The following is a 20,149-nucleotide window of genomic DNA, read 5'->3' as shown; positions in this document are numbered from 1 at the left end:
CTTTAACCAGCTTGGCCTCTGGATTCGGATCTACGCCGTCAAGGCGCGCTGAGGACGCTGGACTCGGTCGGAAGGATCAGAATGCATTGCAGGCAAGGGATGAAGTCCAAGTATCATGTCTGCGGCTTTCTCTGCGATCATGAAGACGGCCGCGGATGTGTTGGCCGAGGGCACGGCGGGCATAATCGAAGCATCGGCTATCCGCAGGCTCTCCAAACCGTGGACACGCAATTGATCATCGACGACAGACGCCGGATTGTCCTGCGGGCCCATTTGGCATGTCCCGCACGGATGGTATGATGTCAGTCCGGCTTCCCGCGCAAACTCCAGGCACTCGGAGTCGCTCAAGACCGAAGGACCGGGCAATTCCTCTCCGTAGTAGTAAGGCTGAAGCTCGGGGGCGGCGAGCAACCGCCGCATCATCCGGATGCCGTCGACGGCAACGCGCTGGTCCCTCTCGTCCACGAGAAAGTTGGGCTGAATGATCGGGGCCCGGAACGGATCTGGCGAGCTCGCGCGGACGAACCCGGTGCTGTACGGCCGCAGCTGATAGAAACCGGGCTTGAGGACGGGAAACCGCTCCCGGAGATTGGAGTAATTCCCGATGGCAACGTCGATTTGAACGTCCGGAGTAGAACAGAGATCGCGCGAATTGGCGAAGCCGTACACGAGAGACGGGCTGAGGGCGAGAATGCTCGGACGGCCGAGGACCCATTTGGTGCCTTCCCGAAGCAGACTCAAGCCGTGCCCGCTGACCGTCTTGCCCTTCACCCGGACGATGAAATGGATCATGTAGTGGTCTTGCAGGTTCTGGCCGACGCCAGACAGCTCATGCAGGAGCGGAACCCCGAGGTCGGCGAGCAATGCCGGTGAACCGACGCCTGAAACCTGCAGCAGCTTCGGTGTGTTCGCGGCGCCCGCGGTGAGGATCACCTCGCGGCGTGCTTTCACTTCACGGGTGGGACGGCCAGGTCCTTGCGCGTACCGGACGCCGACCGCTCGCTTTCCCTCGAACAGCACGGCGGTTGCCTGGGCTCGGGTTCGAATCTCCAGGTTCTTCTTCCTGGCAACGGGTCGCAGAAACGCCCGCGCTGCGCTGACGCGCCAGCCGTTCTCGATGTAGCGCTGGTAGTATCCGAAACCTGCCTGCCGTGCGCCGTTGTAGTCGGAATTGTGCGGGAGTCCGAGGTTGTGCGCAGCCTCAATGAATGAATCGCAGAGCGGGTGTTTCCAATCGCAGTCGGTGATGGGCAGCGCTCCCTCGATACCTCGGTATGTGGTGTCGCATGTCCCGATTCTTCGTTCAGTCTTCTTGAAGTACGGCAGCACGTCGGCGTAGCCCCATCCCCGGTTGCCGCGTCGGGCCCAACCATCGAAATCGTCGGAATGGCCCCGGTTGTAGTTCATTCCGTTGATGGCGGTCGAGCCACCGAGCGTTTTGCCCTGCGGGATCGGAATGGCGCGGTTTGCCGTTGCCGGGTTCGGCTCCGTTTCGTACTGCCATGCGTATTTCGGAATGGATGCGGCCTTGTAGACCCCGGCGGGGACACGCAGGAACACGCTGTAGTCCGGCGGGCCCGCCTCGAGCAGACAGACAGTGTAGGCTTCGGTGGCCGCGAGCCGATTGGCCACGACGCATCCCGCGGCCCCGGCACCGACGATGACATAGTCGAAAACCTCTGCGTCCGCCGACATTGCTTCTACCCCACGGGTGCCACTGCATGGCGGATGTTAGCGGACAGGTCTTTGCGCCACTTGGTTCATCGGTGTTACCCCTTCGGGGAGTTTTTGAGATCGTCATCCGCAGGCATGCTTCAGAGCAGACGCGGCTCACTATGATAGGGCCCCTCTCAGGCAGGCGGCGACGCTTCGCGTGCACTGGCCGGCAGGGGCGAGCCGGTTGCCGGTGCTTCGCGTTCATCCGAACCCTGAAGGTAGCGATAGATCATCGTCGTGCCGATGCCGAAGCCGATCAGGCACCAGAACCAGATCCCCTGCATCGGAGCCTCGAGTGCGACGTCGAACGAAGCGTTGATGATGCAGGATGAGGCGTAACAGGCGATGAACAGCATCAGCGCGGCCCATTCGGCGTGCCCGCGCCTGTAGGCCGGCGCCATGGCGCGAAGCAGCGTGCCATACCAAACGGCGAGAAAAGCTGCCCACAGCACAAGCCCCGGCACCCCCGCGCGCGCCAGGATCGTCATATGGGCGCTGTGCGGGCTGCGCAGGGGCCGCTCGCTGTTGGCCCTCGCGAGCCCGTCCTCGACAGCCAGGTTCACCCCAAATCCGCGGCCGGTCCAGAAATACGGTCCATGCACCGTTTTCTCAACGATGGTCCGCCACCAATTTGCGCGCCACTGCGTGGTGTCCTCGGTCTGGGCGCCTCCCTGGCCGACGATGCTGGCCATATTCTCGACGATCTGCGCAACGCTGACCCGCCGTTCGGTCGAGACGCGGGCTTCCTGGTAGCCGGAGACGCTGATCTCGATCGCGTAGGAAGTGGCGAGGAGCATTGTGCCGGCCGCGACGACGATCAGGACGGGACGCAGCTTGCCGAGCACCAGCGCCGCCAGAACGACAGGCACGGCAAATGCAAGAACGGCAGCACGGCTAACGGCGCTGACCATCACCACGGCCATGATGAGACAGGCCGTCCAGATCGGAGTTGGCTTGCGCAAGCCTGCGAGGACAAACACGGTGGCGCCTGCAAGGTGTGTCGCGACCTCGCCGGCGCCGAGCCAGATCAGGCCGACACTGGTGCCGGGTATGGTCGGTATCTCGTCTGCAAAATAGAAGCTGAGCGGAAACAGGATGGGGACGAGGGGAACGTAGATATCCAGGAATCTCTGGTAGTAACCAATGATCGTGTCGATGCGTCGATAGTCTTCGATCAGAAGAGCGGCAACGACGAAGGCGAAGCCCCCATACACGAGGATTACGCTGTCGCGCAACGCGTCGACACCATAGGTGTTGAGATAAGGAAAGGTGCGCACCAGGACCCAGCCCATGGCCACCGCGAGAGGGAGGCTCGGTCCGGATGCGAATACGGCCACCAGGCAACCCGATCGCAACAGCACAAGGAGCCCGACCAGGAAGGCGATCTCGCCGACGAAAAACGGCCGGTAGCCCCAATAGGCGAAACCCTTTCCCATCAGCGCATATCCTGCCAGGGCGCAGCAGAGCGCGAGGGTGTAGCGGTCACCCAGGCCTGCAGAACGTGAAACTGGGAGCGGGGTGGTCATGATCAGTCAGGCATTCATCCCTCGCTTACGGCCGGTAGGCGACCATACGCAGACCTCCGTCGATAGCCAGCTTTTGCATGCCGACGTGAAGAAGCGCACGTAACGGGGAAGCCTCGGGATACCGGACATGCCAGCGCTGGCGCTGGACGCGGTTGAACCCATTCTTCTTCAGGAGCCTGGCGAGCGCTGCGGGAGTGAAGAAGACGATATGACCCGGCCTTGCAGCTTCGCGCCAACGCTGACCCATCAGCCGTGCCGGGAAACCAGCTGCATTCGGAGTGGTGATCAGGAGCCAGCCGCCCGGTGACAAGCGCTCGTACAAGCCCGCCAGCACGCGGCCTGGGTCACGAAGGTGCTCAATGACCTCGAGGGACACAATCCCGTCGAAGCTGGATCCTTCCGGGAGGTCTGCAAGATCCCGATAGACTGCAATGCCACGTTCGGCAAGGAACTGATACCCGAACGGTTCGACAGCGGCGAGCCTGGCGCCGCGCTTCATCAATTCGAAAGTCATTGCGCCGCGGCCAGCACCGAAATCCAGGATGCGCATGCCGGAAAGGCCACGTACGCCCAGCGTATCTGTCAGTGAATCCACGAGACATCGGGCGACCGCTTCATCCGTAGCGCCGGTTTCGACGGTGTTCTGCTCAGGTTGTTTCCATCCTTCGCGGTAATAGTCCGCAAGCTCCGACTCGTCTGGGTAGGGATCACGGAAGATCGTGCCGCATTCGCGGCAGCGCAGGAAGCGGGGCGCCTGCCAGTGCAAGCAAGCGTCTCCCTGATGCTTGCATTGAGGACAGATCGGAGTATTCATCTTGGTGGTTTACCCTTCGTATGCCCGTGGCGGCGCCGCTCTCTCCTACGCAACAATTCCCCCGATACCACCGCTGATGGCGTCAGCAGGCATCAGCGGGCAATTGGACTTCGTTCCAGCCAGAGCCGGTTTTCGCGCCTTGCAGATTGTCCCCACCCGGCGGCGCGGTATCGGTTTGCGGAAATTGTCGATATCCGATCGTCGCTGGTGAAGGTTCGATACATCGTGGCACAGGCTCGCGTTGGTGCTCGCGTGGTCATGTTGTCGACCCGACGGCCCGAGACTAGTGGTTGCGTACGCCCCTGTTGCCGAGAAACACGGGCTATCGGAATGCCTTTTGGAAGTACTTCACTGGGGGTACGGGCTTCGCCGCTGCGGATTCGGTACTGCATCGTCACCAGAGTTGTCCCCCCGCGCCGACGCGACGTGCTTTCCCGGGGAGCGGCGGGCGCCCCGCATGTATGGGGTATATCTGTATCGAGACTTCTGTGATCCACAATCACAGTCGGAGAGGTCGCGCGGTGGATGTCGGGCAACGCTAAGTGTCCGGAATCGGATGCGCCGAACATGCCGTCAGAACAGAAATCCAAGGCGGCGGCGTCTTGCGTGGCGTCCCGCCGCACGCCGAAGCGGCCGTCATCGTCCGCGCCACCAGCCGATGCTCAGATCCCACAGCACAGACCGCAGCGGGGAAGCGCCAAGCGACCAAAGCGGCGCCGATCCGAGGATCATCCGTCCGGTCGTGGTACTCGTGTCGATCGGCGTGCCGAGGATGCGAAGGCCGACGCCCTTGCGGCCCAGCCGCTCGATGAGCGCCAGCACGCCGCGGGTCGAATGTGCCACGCGATAGGGTTTCGTGATCGCTATCACGTCCCCCTTTGCGGGTGACCTTGATCGCACGCTCCAGCTCCGGCATCTTTCCGAAGACGCTGGCCTTCTCGCAAAAGTGCTCTTGCGCCCCGAGCGCGGCCAGGTCGCGCTTCTGGGCGTCAAGTCGCTCGATGGGTTCGAGTGGACCAACGCGACAATAGCTCACGATCACCGGCCTTCCTCCTAGCTGTCACCTGGCTCAAGCAGGTTGAAACACGTGCCGCTTTGGACGGTGGTCCATGGCGGTCCCGCGGCAACCATCGTGAGCAGGCCTTCCGTCCGCCGCGCTGAACGCGCGCCTCGGCTTCGAAGCCGGTTCAAGGGCACGGCTTGACGGTTAACGGGCTCCCTTTGCCCCCAGCACGGCGGGCAGCGTTTGCAGCATGATGTACACGTCCAGCCAGAATGACGAATTGCGGATGTAGGAAAGGTCCTGTTCTCTCAGAACCTGCAGATCGCCGTCGCTGCGGGACGAGACCTGCCACAGTCCGGTGAGGCCCGGCAGAACGCTCGTGCGCAGTGACTGGAATTCCTCATCGAGCTGTTCGATATGGTAAGCGGGGAGAGGGCGCGGGCCGACCAGACTCATGTCGCCACGGATGACGTTCCAGAGCTGCGGCAGTTCATCGATGCTGGAACGGCGCAGGAAATTGCCGATAACAGGCAGAATGCGTGGGTCGTTCCGCAACTTGAAGAATTGTTGCCACTCGGCACGCGCATGCGGGTTACGATTGAGATGCTCCTCCAGCAGACGGCCGCTGTCGGCATACATGGTCCGCAACTTGTACATCTTCACCAGCTTTCCGCGGAATCCAATGCGCTGCTGGGCAAAGAAAGCCGAACCCGGGTCGATCAGCTTGATCAATATCGCGGCCAGCGCCACGACGGGCAGCGCGAGCAGCGCCAGCGGAACAGCGAGTACGATATCCAGCATACGTTTGAGGAACTGGTTCTGCCGGGAGTATCGTGCGAGGTCGCGGTATTGACTGACCGGACCGATCAGGGCGGTTGAGCCATCCCACAAGTCGAAATTAATCAGCAGAGTTCGCAGCGCGGCCTCTACATAATGGCCGATCAAGAGGAGACAAGCCGCATAAGCGGTCTCGACGAAGATCAGATGGACGATGTTTCCGCCGCCGCCCCGCGCCATCGTGACGATGCTCCACATCGCCACGACAATGCCAACGCCACGGATGCGCTGCCGGAAACGCTGGTAGGGCTCCGGACCCGGACCGCTGTAGAGTCCGGTTGCGAAGAACGCGAAAACCGCAAGGAGCACCGCGACCCCAAGATGCTCCGGTGCCGGCAGTCCGACCGCTTGGGCCAGTAAGCTGGTACAGCAGCCGGCGTACAATGCAGCGGCCAGATCGCCACTGAACAGCAGGGGCGCCACGATCGACTTGCGATGCCGGCGGACCAATCCAAAGCCGGCTGGGCTGCCAGAGGGCAGGTTCGCGCGGCTCGCCTGGCGCAGGTGCAGCCCCTGGTCGGTCATGATACTGGCTTCCGTTCGATCCAATGGAAGATGTCCTCCGGCTGCGATGCCGGAGGACGTCTAGTGCTATGCGGCTGCGATGTTGGAGAGATCGGGCTTGCCAAGAACCCGCCCTTCGATCCAGCGGTAGGTGGGAACGAGGCCCTGCCGCAACGTCGTTCCGGGTTCCCAGCCGAGGACCGTCCTTAACCGCGAGTTGTCGCTGTTGCGGCCGCGCACGCCCTGCGGCTTCGATATGTCGTGACGCTTGATCACGGATTTGCCGGCGATCGCGGCAATGATGTCGACCAGTTCGTCGACCGTCACCAGTTCGTCCGTGCCGAGGTTCAGCGGCAGGGAATAGTCCGACTGCATGATGCGATGAATGCCTTCGACGCAATCGTCGATGTACATGAACGAGCGTGTCTGCTTGCCGTCGCCCCAGATCGGCATTTCGTCTCCGCTGCGCAGGCCGGCGATCTTGCGCGAAAGAGCTGCGGGCGCCTTTTCGCGGCCGCCGTCATAGGTGCCGAGCGGGCCGTAGACGTTGTGGAAGCGGACAACGCGCGTAGGCAGGTGCCAGTCCTCGGTGAAGTACTGGCAGAGTTTTTCGGTATAGAGCTTTTCGAGCCCGTACCCTTCTTCCGGATCGGCCGGAAACGCATCGTCCTCGCGCAGCGGGACGACGTCGGGACTTCGCTGCAGATGTTGCGGATAGACGCAGGCGGACGAGGAAAACAGGAAGCGCTTGACCTTGTTGTGCTGTGCAGCTTGCAGCATGTGCGCATCGATCAAGGTGTTGTTGAGCGTGATCTCGGCGTGTTGCGTGCTGATATAGCCGATGCCGCCCATGTCGGCGGCAAGATGATAGACCTCGTCGATTTTCTCGGTGACGCGCAGGCACTCTGCGCGCTCACGCAAGTCGGCAATCATGAACTCGTCGGCGGCGGTCTCTTCGTATTCGGGAGACTTGATGTCGGCGCCGCGGACGAAGTATCCGTGTCCGACAAGGTACTTGACTAAATGGTGGCCGATGAACCCACCGGCACCCGTGACGAGCGCCGTTTTCCTGCCTCGCATTTTCGCGCCTCCATGTTGTCTCGGTAGCTGTCTGAACTGCACCAATCGTGGAAGGATTGAGCAACGTCGAACGCGAGCTTAACCGGAGCGTTTCAAAGTCCCGATTGAAACGAGGTGGTAGTCCGAAATCGCACTGATCATGGAATGACATTCGATGTGCGCGGCTTGCGAGCATCGTGACCCCGGGTCATGTCAATGGACGAGGAGACTGCCGTGCTGTTCGAGCCCGGCGTGTTGCAGTCGGTCCCAATCGAGGACGGCACGCCCCCACGCGAATCTGACCGGTGCGCCTCCACGAGAGATGCGATAGACGTTGTGATCGAACCGGTTGTTGCCGGTCTCGATGACATCGGCGTTTGCGCTGTCAGCTCCGACGTCGGAGGCGGCGCCGGCACAAACTGCACCCTCGAACGTCATGTCGTTGTCATGGATGTGGTTGTCGCGGGTCTTGTAGAGCTCACCCGATTTGGTGCGGCGGCCCTGGTCGACAAGGATGACGCCGCACTTCCCAGCGCTTACGATCAGCTCGTTGCCATACACGTCGACGTTCTGGGACGCGGCAATCAGGAGGTTGTTACCCCAGAACCCGCCCTTGCCGAGGCCGTTGTGTCGAAGCTTGTTGTTGCGGATCACAGCCGCGAACGAGATTTCGTGAAATATTCCGGCCTCGCTGTTTCCTTCGGCGATATTGCCCTCGTAGAGAACATCGCGGCATTCGATGTCGCACCACAGGCCCGGGCCACGATTGTTGTAGACGAGATTATCCCGCATCACGACGTTCGAGCTGACCGCAAGCTTGACGCCGCCGGCTTCCCAGTTGGGATTGAACGCGCGGGTGTTGTTCTCGAACACGTGATTGCGTTCGATCACGACGTCGTGGCCGACGCCCGTGATCCCGATCTGGCCGTTGTGGTGGACGTCACAGTCGCGGATCCGGGTGCCGGAGCCCACCGCGATCCCCGCCGCGCTGTTCAGCCGAAGTTCGCAATTCTCGACCACCCAGCCGTTGGCATCCTGAGCCTGGACGGCCCCCTTCTGGCCGACACTGGCATATTTCTCGATAATGAGATTCTTGATCAGGACGCCGGGTGCAGTACTGCCGAACGCGAATGCCGCGACAGTGACTTCGACCTTATGGCCGGCAGGGTCATTGGCGAGGAATATCTTTCCAGCTGAATGATCGAAGTAAAAGCGATCGGCCGTCACCTCGCTTTTCGTCAACACCTGAGTGAGCGGAACGTCGTCGACGAAGACGGCCTCCGGCAAATTGCAGGCCGGCGCCGACTTGACACATGATCCGACCCGGCGTCCTTGCTGGTTCTGGCCCTCGGCAACCCAGTAAGCGCCTTCTCGGCTGAAGTCGGTGAGAACGCGGCTGCCGTTCAGGATTGTCCGGCCTTCTCCATAAAAGCGCTGGTCTTTGCGTGGCCGGACAGCTTGGCTGCGATGAATGCCGTTCTTCAGACAAAAGGCCGCGCCCTCCTGGGCACGATCGACTGCGGCCTGGATCGGCTCGTCCGGCTGAATCGGAATGGTATCGGCCGGGCAGGGCTCCTCGACGGGGCCACACAGCGCCGGCTGGGCCGAGACGACCCAGATCAACGCCGTGAGCCAGGCCGAGTGCCTCAGCCTGCGCCGGCCGACGGGACCTCGCGACGGGTGGCCGCGGAGAAGGCCCGGGGCAGACGCGAGCGGGACGATCAGGCAGCCTGCCTGAAGCAGGGCAAGCAACGCCGCGATCAAGGTGAATTCGCCGACGAGGATCTGTCGATAACCAAAAAAGGCAAAGCCCGTTCCGAGCAGCGCATAACCCATGAGAACGCAACTTGGCAGGAGGACGTAGCGGTCCGGGGATAGGGTGTGCGCGGTCGCGGCGGGTGCTGTCATGGCTCCTGAAAAGCCCAGGCTGGATTCATGGGCGGCAGTTCGTATGGCGGCGCCACCTGGCTATCTGGCAATCGGGTTGGTGAAGTCCTGGCCGCTGGCTTGTTCAGTTCCGGACGATCGCGATCCAAGCGATTGCGCGGCGGCCTGGTCGCTCGACGTGATGCCGCCTGGCATCTCGTTCTTGACCTCGATGACGTCGCCGGGCTCAACGGACGTCGTCTCGTCGGCATCCGAGACGACGGCCTTGCCATTCCGCATGCGCGTGATGCTGATCAAATGCTTGGCGCCAACCCCGCCGCCGACGTTCCGCCATCGGGCGTCGCGAACCGCAGTGGCCGCCGGCAGCGTGATCTCGAGGTCGTTGAGCTGATCGCGCGTCTGCTGCAGATCTATCGCGACCTGGCGCTTGAATGCCGCGTCAACCTCCTTGATCCTGAAATCCACGTTTCCCGCATCGACCTGCAGGCGGGACACGTCCGAGAGCGATCGCCAGACCGCCGCTTCCTGGTTTGCCTCGAGGACACGGTAATTGAAGTCGTTGTTCTGTGTCCCCAATCCTTGTCGGAGAAGGTTGGCATATCGATCGATCTGCTGCCGGATCAGGTCGAGCTGCTTCTTCCCGGCGTTGCCCTGCTCGCTGTTGGCCTCGATCTGCTCCTTCAGCAGCGGCTTTTGCGACCGAAGCAGGTCGATCTGGCCTTGCAGAATCGCAGCCTGGACCCGGAGCATGTCCTGCTCGCTTGCGATGATCCGGAGCGTTTCCTTGTCGTTGGCTGCGTTGCCGAGATCAGGCGGGGAGAAGCTGTCCTTGCCGTCGCGCTGCGCCTCGAGACGAGCCTGGCGGATGAGCATGGTGCGCTTCTGATTGGTGAGCTGGCGGACACGTTCCTCTGCCAGCAGATAGTCGGAGAGCGCGGTCTGGCGCAGTGCGTCGACGGGGCCATATCCTCCGGCAAGCGCCACGGCACTCTGCGTCGTGCTGCCATAGCGGAACGGATAGGCGCCCGGCAGCCGCACGTCGCCCAGCACGTAGAGCGGCCGCAGCTCGGCGATGCGCACGCCGACGGATCGGGTCCGGAGAAGTCCCTCGGCAAGCAATTGGTCGTTGATCCGCTCCTGGCATTCGAACACGGTCAGGTCCTTGACCTCGATGGCGGCGGCAAGCGGAAGGCTGATGGTGCCGGCATCATCGATCAGGTGATCGCCCGAGAGTTCTGGCTGCCCGAACACGGTCACCGTGATGCGGTCGCCGGGCGCAAGATGGTAGGTGGTCTGGCCTGCCGACGCTATGCCGGAGCACAACAGCACGGAAAGGCACGCCGCCGACAACGATATCAGCAAGCGTCGGATCGGCGTCGACGCGCCGGTGCCGGAAGCAATCGGTCGGTGATCACTGTCCACGAAGAACTCCACGCGTGGCCGGCTGGATCGGCGCAGACGCGCCATGGCCGGCGGCCTCAAGACTAGTGGTTGTGTGGGCCAAGTGCGGAAAAACACGGGCTAATAAGGCGCGCGTCGGCGGTACTTCGCTGGTGGTACCCCTCGATTCGCGCCGGATAGCTCCTATTCGTTGCGGCTTATCCATGAGCGCGACTGTCGGCTGCCCGTTGGCTCACGCAAGATCAGGACCGCCGGAGACTGTTCGGCGAACATGCAAAACGGCGGAGAGCCAGCGTGAAAAGACGTGTTCTGGTCACCGGGGGAGCAGGATTCCTCGGCTCACATCTGTGTGCACGGCTGCTGAAGCAGGAATGCGAGGTGCTTTGCGTCGACAATTTCTTCACCGGGATGCGCCGGAACATTGAACCGCTCCTCGGCGAGCCTGCATTCGAGGTCATGCGGCACGACGTCACGTTCCCGCTCTATGTCGAGGTCGACGAGATCTACAACCTCGCATGCCCGGCATCGCCAATTCACTACCAGCGCGATCCGATCCAGACCACGAAGACGAGCGTGCTCGGCGCCATCAATATGCTGGGCCTCGCCAAGCGGCTGCATGCCCGTATCCTTCAGGCGTCGACCAGCGAGGTCTATGGTGATCCGGACGTCCATCCCCAGACCGAGGATTACTGCGGCATCGTCAACATCGCCGGACCGCGCGCTTGTTACGACGAGGCAAAGCGCTGCACCGAGACACTGTTCTACGATTACCGGCGGCAGCATCGGCTGGATATCCGCATCGCCCGCATCTTCAACACCTACGGCCCGAACATGCATCCGCAGGACGGCCGCGTCGTGTCCAGCTTCATCGTGCAGGCGCTCAGGGGTGAACCGATCACGGTCTTCGGCACGGGAATGCAGACACGATCGTTCTGCTACGTCGACGATCTGATCGATGGCTTGACGCGGTTGATGAACGCGACCGTGGACATCGAGGGATCGGTCAATCTCGGCAATCCCACCGAGATGACCATGTGCCAACTCGCCGAGCTCATCATCTCGCTGACGGGGTCGCGCTCCAGGCTCGAGTTCCGGCCCTTGCCGCAGGACGATCCGCGCCAGCGCCGGCCGGACATTTCCCGCGCGCGCGAGCTGCTGCACTGGGCGCCGGTCGTGAGCGTGGTCGAAGGACTGAGCAAGACCATCGAATATTTCGACAAACTGCTGTCCGATCCGCGCGAGGCCGACAAGCTCGTGTGGAAGGTGCCCCAGTGATTGCCAGGGCCAACCCAGCGCTTGATCGTGGCGACGTGCTCGGTGTCGGCGTGAGCGCCATTACCATGGACGACGCGGTTGCGACGCTCGAGCGCTGGATCGAGGAACGACGCCGCGAATATGTCTGCGTCACGGGCGTGCACGGCGTGATGGAATGTCGAGGCGATCCGTCGCTGCGCAAGATCCACGATGAGGCCGGCATGGTGACCCCGGACGGGATGCCGCTTGTGTATTTCCTGCGCCTGGTCGGCAAGAGGCGCACGCAACGGGTCTACGGACCGGACCTGATGCGGGCGATGACGGCGCTTTCCGCAAGGCGGGGTTATCGGCAATTCTACTATGGCGGAGATGTCGGCCTCGCCGAGAAGCTGAAGGAAACGCTGGTTCGCGCCGCTCCGGGACTGCAAGTGGTGGGCACCTTCTCGCCGCCGTTTCGCGCACTGACGCCGGACGAAGACCGCGCGATTGTCGACATGATCAACGCCGCGCGGCCGGACGTCGTCTGGGTCGGCCTGAGCACGCCGAAGCAAGAGCGGTGGATGGCGGCGCATCGCGAACAGATCGAGGCGCCGGTGATGGTCGGCGTCGGCGCAGCATTCGATTTCCTCGCGGGAACCAAGCGTCAGGCGCCGCTGTGGATGCAGCGTCATAGCCTCGAATGGCTGTTCCGGCTGTGCTCGGAGCCGCGGCGTCTGTGGCGACGCTATGCCTACATCGTCCCCGGATTCTCCTGCCTTGCGGCGGGTGAGCTGTTGCGGCGCGCCGTGCGAAGTCGAAGGTCGACCGGCGCGATGCCGTCGCGTGAGGCCGGGTGAGTCGAAGGTTGGGATGCCGAAAATTGGAATGAAAGACCGTTCCGTGGCGCTTGGTGTGGACCGCAACGCGCTGCCGCATCCGGACCGCCACGCCGTCCGAGAACCCACCAGCCGCAGCGCCGCAGCGTGGGCAGCGATCGCGCGCATCATCTTTGGAACGCATGTCTTGGCGTTGGCGGACCAGGCGATCGTGAGCGGCACCAGCCTGTTGTCGACGGTGCTGGTTGGTCGTTTCACCCAGCCCAGCCAACTCGGCATCTACGCCATCGGACTGTCGGTATTGGGATTTGTGCTCGCGGTCCAGGACGCCCTTGTCCTGATGCCTTATACGATTCAGCGGCACCGCTCGTCGCGTACCCCCGCGCAGCATGCCGGACTCGCACTGCTGCACAGCACGTGGTTGGCAGTGGCCGCTATCGTCGTGCTGGCGATCGTGACCATCGTGATGATCGTGCTATGGGGCGGGAGGGATTTGACCTGGTTGGTCTGCACGCTGGTGCTGACCGTTCCGTTCGTATTGCAGCGGGAGTTCAATCGGACTTACGCATTCGCACATTTGAATGTGGCGAACGCCTTCATCCTGGACGCCGGCGTGGCGGCGGTGCAACTGCCTGCGCTGGCCTGGCTCGGATGGACCGGCAGAATGTCCGCAGTCAGTGCCTCCGTCGCACTGGGCGGCGCCTGCGCGTTGACAAGCCTCGTCTGGCTCTATCTGGCGCGACGGAATTTCTCGGTTCAGACGGGCCAGGTGCGGCAGGCGACCGCGGACAGCTGGCGACTTGGCAAATGGCTGTGCGCCGGACAGATCACGGTCACGATCCAGAGCTATGTCACCTACTGGGTGCTGCCGCTCTTGATCAGCCTGGTGGAAACCGGCGTTTTCGCGGCTTGCAACAGTATTGCGTCTCTGGCCAACCCATTGCTGAGCGCGTTCCGCAACACGCTGACGCCGCGCTCGGTCCTTGCTTTCAAGGAGGGAGGCGTCGAGAGACTGCGCCGTCAGGCGTCGCGCGATGCGCTTCTGCTCGTCGGCGTCATGTCGCTTTTCTGGTTCGTGATTTTCTTCAGCGGCGACGCCTTGATGAGCGTGGTCTACCACGATCACGGATACGACGGGCGAGGGGACGTGGTGACGATCCTCGCGCTGGCCGTGCTTGCGACTGCCGCCGGCGCGTCGGCCTCCAACGCAATGGCAAGCATGGAACGGCCGCGGGCGGTCGTGATGGCGACGTCGGTCGGAGCGTTCGTCACGGCGGTAGCGGTCTGGGCATTTACCGTCGAATGGGGATTGCTCGGAGCAGCTTACGGGATATTGGCCGGCAGCGTAGCGGGCTCGGCGGCCCGCTGGATCGCATTCCTGACGATCGCGGCCAGGCCCGCTCCTGAAGATCACGTCCGCGCTCCCATCGTGCGGGTTTTGCAACAGTTCGCGCAACCGAATCCGGCCGTCGAACTGGACATCAGGCAAATCGGAGAAGGATTCCAGGGCCGGATCTACGGCATCCGCGCCGGCAGGGACGATGCGGTCTGGAAAGGATATCGCGATCTGGCCGTCAAGCTCTATCCCGATGAGCCGGCCGCGATCGAAACGGCAAAGCGGCAGTTCGATGCCCAGGTGCGGCTGCACGGCTCGGTTGACGGCAGGACGGTTCATGACTGGACCTTACGCGCGCCATTGCCGCTTCACGTCTCCGAAGCGCCGCCGGCTCTGGTGATGACGATGGCCGCCGGCACCGACCTCAACAAGTCCCTTGCCGCCGATAGCGATCAGCCTCCCGAAGTGCTGGCGGCCATGGCCCGGGTTCTTGTCACCGTGTTGCAGCCGCATTGGGCGTCGGGCAGTCCACACGGTGATCTCTGCCTTCAGAACATTCTTTACGATCCTACGCATCGCATTCTCACGCTCGTCGACGCCGACAAGCCGGCATGTGCCGGCGCCGTATTCAACCAAAGCTACCCGGCGGCCTACGACCTGGCCGGCCTGCTTTGCGACGTGGCGACTGATATTCGCACCATCGATCGGCGCGTGGCCCTCAGCAAGCGGACGTTTGTGGAAAGCGCCTTGTCGGCCTTCCTGACAATGATGGAGGCACCGGAGCAGGAGCCGGCGCTGATAGCGGAAATCCGCGCCTTCGCACGGGCCGAGCTCAAATTGCTCGACCTGCGATGGTCGCCGCGCGGGCTTTTCCGCCTGATACAGCGAAGCATCGCGATGCCCCGCATCGATCGGATGCTCGCCGCCGCTCAGGCGAACGTCCGGACGCGGCATCGCCTGAGTGTGGTGGGAGGTGGGGCATGACGTTGCCGGCCTACATCACGACCAGCTGGGATGATGGCCACCCCCTGGATCATCGTGTGGCGGCATTGCTCGCGAAATACGGACTGGAGGGCACCTTCTACGTGCCGGCGACGACGCGCGAACGACCGACCATGTCCGCCACGCAGTTGCGCGCGCTGAGCAAGAGCTTCGAGATTGGCGCACACACGCTCCATCATGTCGATCTGACGTCCGTGACGACAGAAACGGCCTCGCGGGAGATCATTGATTCCAAGTCCTGGATCGAGGACGGCACGGGCGTTCGTTGCGAGTGCTTCTGCCCGCCGATCGGCCGCTACCGCAGCGAGCATGTGCGCATGGTCCAGAGCGCGGGATATATCGGCCTGCGCACCGTCGAGCTCCTCGCGCTCGGTTTTCCGCAACCGTTGGCCGGCCTGTTGCACATACCGACGACGGTCCAGGCGTTTCCGCACCGCGGTTCCGCGCTGGCGAGGAATGCGATCAAGCGGAGGGCCTTCGTCAATCTCTGGCGCTACATCCGCCAAGGCCGCACCGCAGATTGGCCCGCGCTCGCGGAAACGCTGCTGTCTCAGGTCATTGCACGCGGCGGCGTCTTCCATCTCTGGGGACATTCCTGGGAGCTGGAGGAGTTGGACCAGTGGCAGCGGCTGGAAACCGTGCTGCGCCTGATGGGGCAGTGCACGCGGCAGGCGCCGGCGGTCAGCAACGGCGAGCTTTGCCGCCTGCCGATTCCGCCCGTCGCGGCGTCCGGTCAGACCGTGCCCGCCATGGAAGCCGCGGCTGCAGGAGGACCTCGATGAACATTCTCGTGGCGCACAATTTCTACAAGCTCGCCGGCGGCGAGGACCAATGCGTCGCGGCCGAGGTTGCGCTGCTCAGGGCGCACGGCCACGAAGTGACGCAGTATTGTCTCTCCAACGACGCGATCGACGACATGGGCCGTCTGGCGCTCGCGGGCCGCACGATCTGGAGCCGGCCGACCGTTGTCGAGATGCGGCGATTGATCCGTTCGCACCGTCCGCAGGTCGTTCACTTCCACAACACGTTTCCCCTGATGTCTCCGGCCGCCTATTACGCCGCGCATGCCGAGGGCGTTCCCGTGGTGCAGACGCTGCATAATTTCCGTCTGGTTTGCGTCAATGCGCTGCTGTTCCGCGATGGCAAGCCTTGTGAGGATTGCCTCGGCAAGGCGACGCTCTGGCGTGGCGTTGCGCACAACTGCTACCGGCATAGCACGGCGGCGAGCGCGACCGTCGCGACGATGCTTGCGACGCATCGCTTGCTCGGGACCTGGCAGCACGCGGTCGATGCGTATGTCGCCCTGAGCGCATTCAGTCGCCGGAAGTTCATCGAAGGAGGGCTTCCCGCGGAGAAGATCGTGGTAAAGCCCAACTTCCTGTTTCCCGAGCCGCGCGTCGGCGCCGGCGATGGCGGCTACGCCGTCTATGTCGGCCGGCTTTCCGAGGAAAAAGGCATTAAAGCGCTTCTTGAGGCCTGGCGGGGACTCGACGTGCCGCTGAAGATCGTCGGCGACGGCCCGCTTGATGGGCTGGTCCGCGAGGCGGCCGCCCGCAATGCGGCGATCGACTGGTTGCACGGCGTGTCCCACGACGACGTCTACCAACTGGTCGGTGCCGCGGCAGCGTTGATCCTGCCGTCGCAGTGTTACGAGGGGGCACTTCCTCGTGTCGTGATCGAGGCGTTCGCCAAGGGCACGCCCGTTATCGTTCCCCGACATGGCGCGATGGCCGACATCGTCGATGGGCGCAACGGCGTGTGCTTTGCAGCAGGCGACGCGGACGACCTCGCGGCGTCTGTGCGCTCCCTCTGGTCCGAACCATCAGCACTGACCGGAATGCGCCACGCCGCGCGAGAGACGTTTGACCGGTATTTCACCGCCGACGCCAATTATCACGCGCTGATGGCGGTCTATGCACGCGCCATCGATCAATACGCCCGGCGCGATGTGTCCGAAATCGAAGCGGGGTCGGCAGCGTAACGTCTGGGGAATCGGAGCCGAGATAGCGATGTTGATGCTGGAGAGGCAGGCGATAATCGAGCGATCGACGGTGGTGCTGGACCCCCTGCCGGCCGAGACCAGGTTCTATTCCGCCTACGATTGGTGCCTCGATCCTCATTTGACGGTCGGCGAAGCGAGCGAGCGACTTGCCGCCGAGCTCGACCGGCTCGGCGATGTTGAACCGGGCTGGCAGGCGAGGGACGTTGCCACAAACATATATCTGCTTTCGTGCTCGATTCTGAATGGCGTCGACGAATATCTGCGCGGACACACGCTGCGCATACCTTCGCAGCTGGCAAAAACCCGGCTCGGGCGTCTCGCATCATGGACCACCGATAACGTCGCGCAGACGTGGCCGTTGCGGCACAGGTCTGAGCTTCGTCGCTGGAGACAGGAGTGGCAGAACGGGCTCGACATGCTCCTTGCCGGCCTGATGCAATCGGAAGGCGATGCGGGGCCGTTTGCGGAGGTGATCGGGAAGCTGTCGGCGTTGTTGCGCTGGCGGTTCCCGTCCGGTCTGCGCGACATTCGCCTGGGCATCCCGTCCGCATTCAATCGGCTCGATCTGACGCCTGTCGATGTGTTCGAGCTGGGGCGACAATTTATGCGGGAGGTTCCCGACAGGTCGCATCCGGTTCTCGTCCTGGGTTTGCGAACGGCCGGCACCTACTTTTCCGCGCTGTTGTGCTCCTTCTTCAAGGCTGAAGGTTACGGCCGGATCGCCGAGCTCACGGTGCAGCCGAAGAAGGGCCCGAGCAAGTCGGAGCGCAGGCAGTTGTCGGAATACGCCCGGCAGGGCTTCACGCTCGTCATTGTCGACGACCCGCCGAATTCGGGAGGCACGATCGTTCTTGCCGTCGATATCGCGCGTCAGGCGGGCTTCGACCTTTCCAGGATAAGGGCGCTGGTACCGACGCATCCGGCAACGCCCGATTGGGCGGCGGCGTTGCCGGACGGCCTGGTGATCACGCTCGAGCCGGAGCGCTGGCGAAAGCAGCAGCTGCTTGATCCCGGGATCGTCGAGGCACGATTGGCCGAATACCTTGCACCGCGCGGGTTCGCCGCTGTCGAGGTGCTGGATAGCTGGCGGGCGGAGGAACTCGACGGCGGTCCACAGCACGGCGCGGGCGCCAAGCGAGGCGCGACGCTGAAGCGAATATTCAAGGTGCAGCTGCAGACTGCGCAAGGCGATCGCGAGATCCGTCACTTCGTGGCGAAGAGCGTTGGACTGGGATACCTCGGTTACCCGGCGTTCCTTGTCGCGCAGCGGCTGTCCGAATTCGTTGCGCCGATCCTTGGGCTGCGCGACGGCATCCTCTACAGCGAGTGGCTGCCGCAAAAGCAGGCTGCCATGGACGTCGGACTGAATCGCGATTCCTGGATCGACCGGGTGGCCTGCTACGTTGCTGCGCGCACCCGTCTGCTGGCGCTGCCGAAGTCGCGTGTAGCGGGCAAGGCCGTGTACGAGAACGGCTGGACGCTGCTGGCGGAGGCGTTCGGCCGCGCGTATGGCAGTTTCGTGCTCGACGTACCGATGCGGTCGCTGATCCAGCAGCGGCTTTATCGGTTGCATTGCCCATATCCCACGCTGATCGATGGCAACATGGGACCTGCCGGGTGGATCGGGGGCGGGACGGGCCTGTTGAAGACGGGCTATTTTGGGCATGGCCTCGGCAAGACCCTGCTGAACAGCGTCGATCCGGCTTACGACCTCGCCGAGGCCATCTTGAGCTTCGAGCTGTCGCCCGACGAGGAGGATCGATTGGTCCGCCGTTACGTCGAGCATTCCGGCGACGCGTCGGTTGCAGACCGGCTCTTCATCAGCAAGCTGCTGGCCGGCCTGTGGGCGATGGAGACCGCGCAGGAGAATCTTTTCAGTGTCGTGCAGTGCGGCAAGCAGCAGCAGGAGCAGCACCGCCGCTTCCTCGGTGCATGGGATTTCCTGACCGTACAGACCGCTCGATTCTGCGGTGCGCGATGTCGGCCCTCGCGAGCGGTGTCCTGGCGCTCGCCGCTCGTGTTCCTCGACATCGACGGCGTCGTGGATCGGCGCATCTTCGGTTATCCGTCCACGACGGCGGCCGGCATTGAGGCTCTTTCCCTGCTGTCAAAGCACGGCTGCTCGGTCGCGCTCAACACGGCGCGGTCGGTCTACGAGGTCAAGGATTATTGTGAAGCCTACGGACTGGCCGGGGGCGTGGCGGAAAGCGGCGCTTATTTGTGGGATGCCGTTGCCGGGCACGGACTGCCGCTGCTCGATCAGGACTCGCTGGTTCAGCTCGACGAATTCAGGAGAGCGCTGCGACAACTTCCCGGCGTTTTTCTCGACGAGCGCCACAGATATTCCATCCGAGCCTACATGATCGAGAAGAAGCCCCAGAGCCTGCTATCGCGGATGCGCCGCTTTACCGTCGGCCAGGGCGTCCCGGTCCCGCTGCCAACGCTGACCGTGCGTGATCTGATCACGACGCTGCGGCTCGACCGGCTTTGCTTCCGTCAGACCACGAGCGATACCACCGTGGTAGCAAAGGGCGTCAACAAGGGGACAGGCCTTGCGGCCCTGCGCGACCGGGTGTTGGGACCGGACGCCGAGACGATTGCGATCGGCGACACCGAAGCCGACCTGCCGATGTTTCGGGCGGCTACGCTCAGCTTTGCTCCGGCGCAGATCCGCTGCAGCAGGGAGGCGCGGCTGCTCGGCTGCACGGTCTCGCGCTATTCCTATCAGCGGGGTCTGCTCGATATCGTCGGCGCTCTCGTCGACCGAAAAGCTGACGGGTGCGATGGCCGGACGGAACTGGCCGGCCGATCCGACGGCGAGCACCTGTTTCTGGATCTGCTCAGGGTAGCCGACCGCCTTCAGGCCCGTGCGCTGGTCGGCGCGCTTTTCAACCGGGCCACTTTCAGGATTTTCATACGATGACGTCACTGAGCCATCGGCTACTGGCCAACCGCCTTGGCCACTCGCAAAGATCGGGGACCAACCCCCGTTC

At 63.1% G+C, this 20,149-nt stretch carries 14 protein-coding genes; 6 read left to right on the top strand and 8 right to left on the bottom strand.

The features are described from left to right. Positions 1-30: 30 nt before the first annotated feature. The 8 genes from ACVW17_RS31680 to ACVW17_RS31645 all read right to left on the bottom strand — a co-directional run bounded on the left by ACVW17_RS31680 (position 31) and on the right by ACVW17_RS31645 (position 10,768). Entirely contained in the window at positions 31-1,695 is a 1,665-nt protein-coding gene (locus ACVW17_RS31680; RefSeq protein ID WP_456798261.1) for a GMC family oxidoreductase, read from the bottom strand. A 155-nt stretch (positions 1,696-1,850) separates the two neighbouring features. Beyond that, on the bottom strand, positions 1,851-3,242 hold the full coding sequence (locus ACVW17_RS31675) for an O-antigen ligase family protein (protein ID WP_456755525.1): 1,392 nt from the start codon (positions 3,240-3,242) through the stop codon (positions 1,851-1,853). A gap of 25 nt (positions 3,243-3,267) precedes the next feature. Then, positions 3,268-4,008: a class I SAM-dependent methyltransferase gene (locus ACVW17_RS31670; protein ID WP_456755524.1), complete on the bottom strand. Its 741-nt coding sequence runs from the start codon at positions 4,006-4,008 to the stop codon at positions 3,268-3,270. A gap of 684 nt (positions 4,009-4,692) precedes the next feature. Next, positions 4,693-4,956: a recombinase family protein gene (locus ACVW17_RS31665; RefSeq protein WP_456798260.1), complete on the bottom strand. Its 264-nt coding sequence runs from the start codon at positions 4,954-4,956 to the stop codon at positions 4,693-4,695. A 307-nt stretch (positions 4,957-5,263) separates the two neighbouring features. Continuing rightward, the gene (locus ACVW17_RS31660; RefSeq protein WP_456755522.1) at positions 5,264-6,421 is read right to left on the bottom strand and encodes a sugar transferase; all 1,158 of its coding nucleotides are present in this window, start codon (positions 6,419-6,421) and stop codon (positions 5,264-5,266) included. 66 nt (positions 6,422-6,487) lie between these two features. Further along, positions 6,488-7,480 carry an NAD-dependent epimerase/dehydratase family protein gene (locus tag ACVW17_RS31655; protein WP_456756572.1) on the bottom strand — a complete coding sequence of 331 codons (993 nt, stop codon included), beginning with the start codon at positions 7,478-7,480 and terminating at the stop codon, positions 6,488-6,490. A 192-nt stretch (positions 7,481-7,672) separates the two neighbouring features. Next, positions 7,673-9,295 carry a right-handed parallel beta-helix repeat-containing protein gene (locus tag ACVW17_RS31650; RefSeq protein ID WP_456798259.1) on the bottom strand — a complete coding sequence of 541 codons (1,623 nt, stop codon included), beginning with the start codon at positions 9,293-9,295 and terminating at the stop codon, positions 7,673-7,675. A 132-nt stretch (positions 9,296-9,427) separates the two neighbouring features. Next, a complete protein-coding gene (locus ACVW17_RS31645; protein WP_456755520.1) occupies positions 9,428-10,768 on the bottom strand; it encodes a polysaccharide biosynthesis/export family protein in 1,341 nt (446 codons plus the stop codon). Positions 10,769-11,041: 273 nt separating this feature from the next. On the opposite strand from ACVW17_RS31645, the gene ACVW17_RS31640 reads away from it, so the two are divergent. The 6 genes from ACVW17_RS31640 (at position 11,042) to ACVW17_RS31615 (ending at position 20,079) form a co-directional block, all read left to right on the top strand. After that, entirely contained in the window at positions 11,042-12,022 is a 981-nt protein-coding gene (locus ACVW17_RS31640; protein ID WP_456755519.1) for a UDP-glucuronic acid decarboxylase family protein, read from the top strand. A gap of 65 nt (positions 12,023-12,087) precedes the next feature. Further along, positions 12,088-12,837 carry a WecB/TagA/CpsF family glycosyltransferase gene (locus ACVW17_RS31635; protein ID WP_456756571.1) on the top strand — a complete coding sequence of 250 codons (750 nt, stop codon included), beginning with the start codon at positions 12,088-12,090 and terminating at the stop codon, positions 12,835-12,837. Positions 12,838-12,865: 28 nt separating this feature from the next. Next, positions 12,866-15,136, top strand: coding sequence for a hypothetical protein (locus tag ACVW17_RS31630; RefSeq protein ID WP_456755518.1), 2,271 nt, complete (start codon positions 12,866-12,868; stop codon positions 15,134-15,136). Next, on the top strand, positions 15,133-15,936 hold the full coding sequence (locus tag ACVW17_RS31625; RefSeq protein ID WP_456755517.1) for a polysaccharide deacetylase family protein: 804 nt from the start codon (positions 15,133-15,135) through the stop codon (positions 15,934-15,936). Before ACVW17_RS31630 ends, ACVW17_RS31625 begins: the two co-directional genes overlap by 4 nt. Continuing rightward, on the top strand, positions 15,933-17,135 hold the full coding sequence (locus ACVW17_RS31620) for a glycosyltransferase family 4 protein (protein WP_456755516.1): 1,203 nt from the start codon (positions 15,933-15,935) through the stop codon (positions 17,133-17,135). Before ACVW17_RS31625 ends, ACVW17_RS31620 begins: the two co-directional genes overlap by 4 nt. Before the next feature lie 28 nt (positions 17,136-17,163). Beyond that, positions 17,164-20,079: an HAD hydrolase family protein gene (locus tag ACVW17_RS31615; protein WP_456755515.1), complete on the top strand. Its 2,916-nt coding sequence runs from the start codon at positions 17,164-17,166 to the stop codon at positions 20,077-20,079. Positions 20,080-20,149: the final 70 nt, after the last annotated feature.

It is taken from the genome of Bradyrhizobium sp. USDA 4473, from assembly GCF_054063335.1.
This window is presented reverse-complemented; position numbering and strand designations above follow the sequence as displayed.

Coding starts and splice junctions, on each gene's coding strand:
- ACVW17_RS31680 (WP_456798261.1), bottom strand. CDS start 1,695: ATGTCGGCGGACGCAGAGGTTTTCGACTATGTCATCGTCGGTGCCGGG.
- ACVW17_RS31675 (WP_456755525.1), bottom strand. CDS start 3,242: ATGACCACCCCGCTCCCAGTTTCACGTTCTGCAGGCCTGGGTGACCGC.
- ACVW17_RS31660 (WP_456755522.1), bottom strand. CDS start 6,421: ATGACCGACCAGGGGCTGCACCTGCGCCAGGCGAGCCGCGCGAACCTG.
- ACVW17_RS31655 (WP_456756572.1), bottom strand. CDS start 7,480: ATGCGAGGCAGGAAAACGGCGCTCGTCACGGGTGCCGGTGGGTTCATC.
- ACVW17_RS31650 (WP_456798259.1), bottom strand. CDS start 9,295: ATGGGTTATGCGCTGCTCGGAACGGGCTTTGCCTTTTTTGGTTATCGA.
- ACVW17_RS31635 (WP_456756571.1), top strand. CDS start 12,088: ATGGACGACGCGGTTGCGACGCTCGAGCGCTGGATCGAGGAACGACGC.
- ACVW17_RS31630 (WP_456755518.1), top strand. CDS start 12,866: ATGAAAGACCGTTCCGTGGCGCTTGGTGTGGACCGCAACGCGCTGCCG.
- ACVW17_RS31625 (WP_456755517.1), top strand. CDS start 15,133: ATGACGTTGCCGGCCTACATCACGACCAGCTGGGATGATGGCCACCCC.
- ACVW17_RS31620 (WP_456755516.1), top strand. CDS start 15,933: ATGAACATTCTCGTGGCGCACAATTTCTACAAGCTCGCCGGCGGCGAG.
- ACVW17_RS31615 (WP_456755515.1), top strand. CDS start 17,164: ATGTTGATGCTGGAGAGGCAGGCGATAATCGAGCGATCGACGGTGGTG.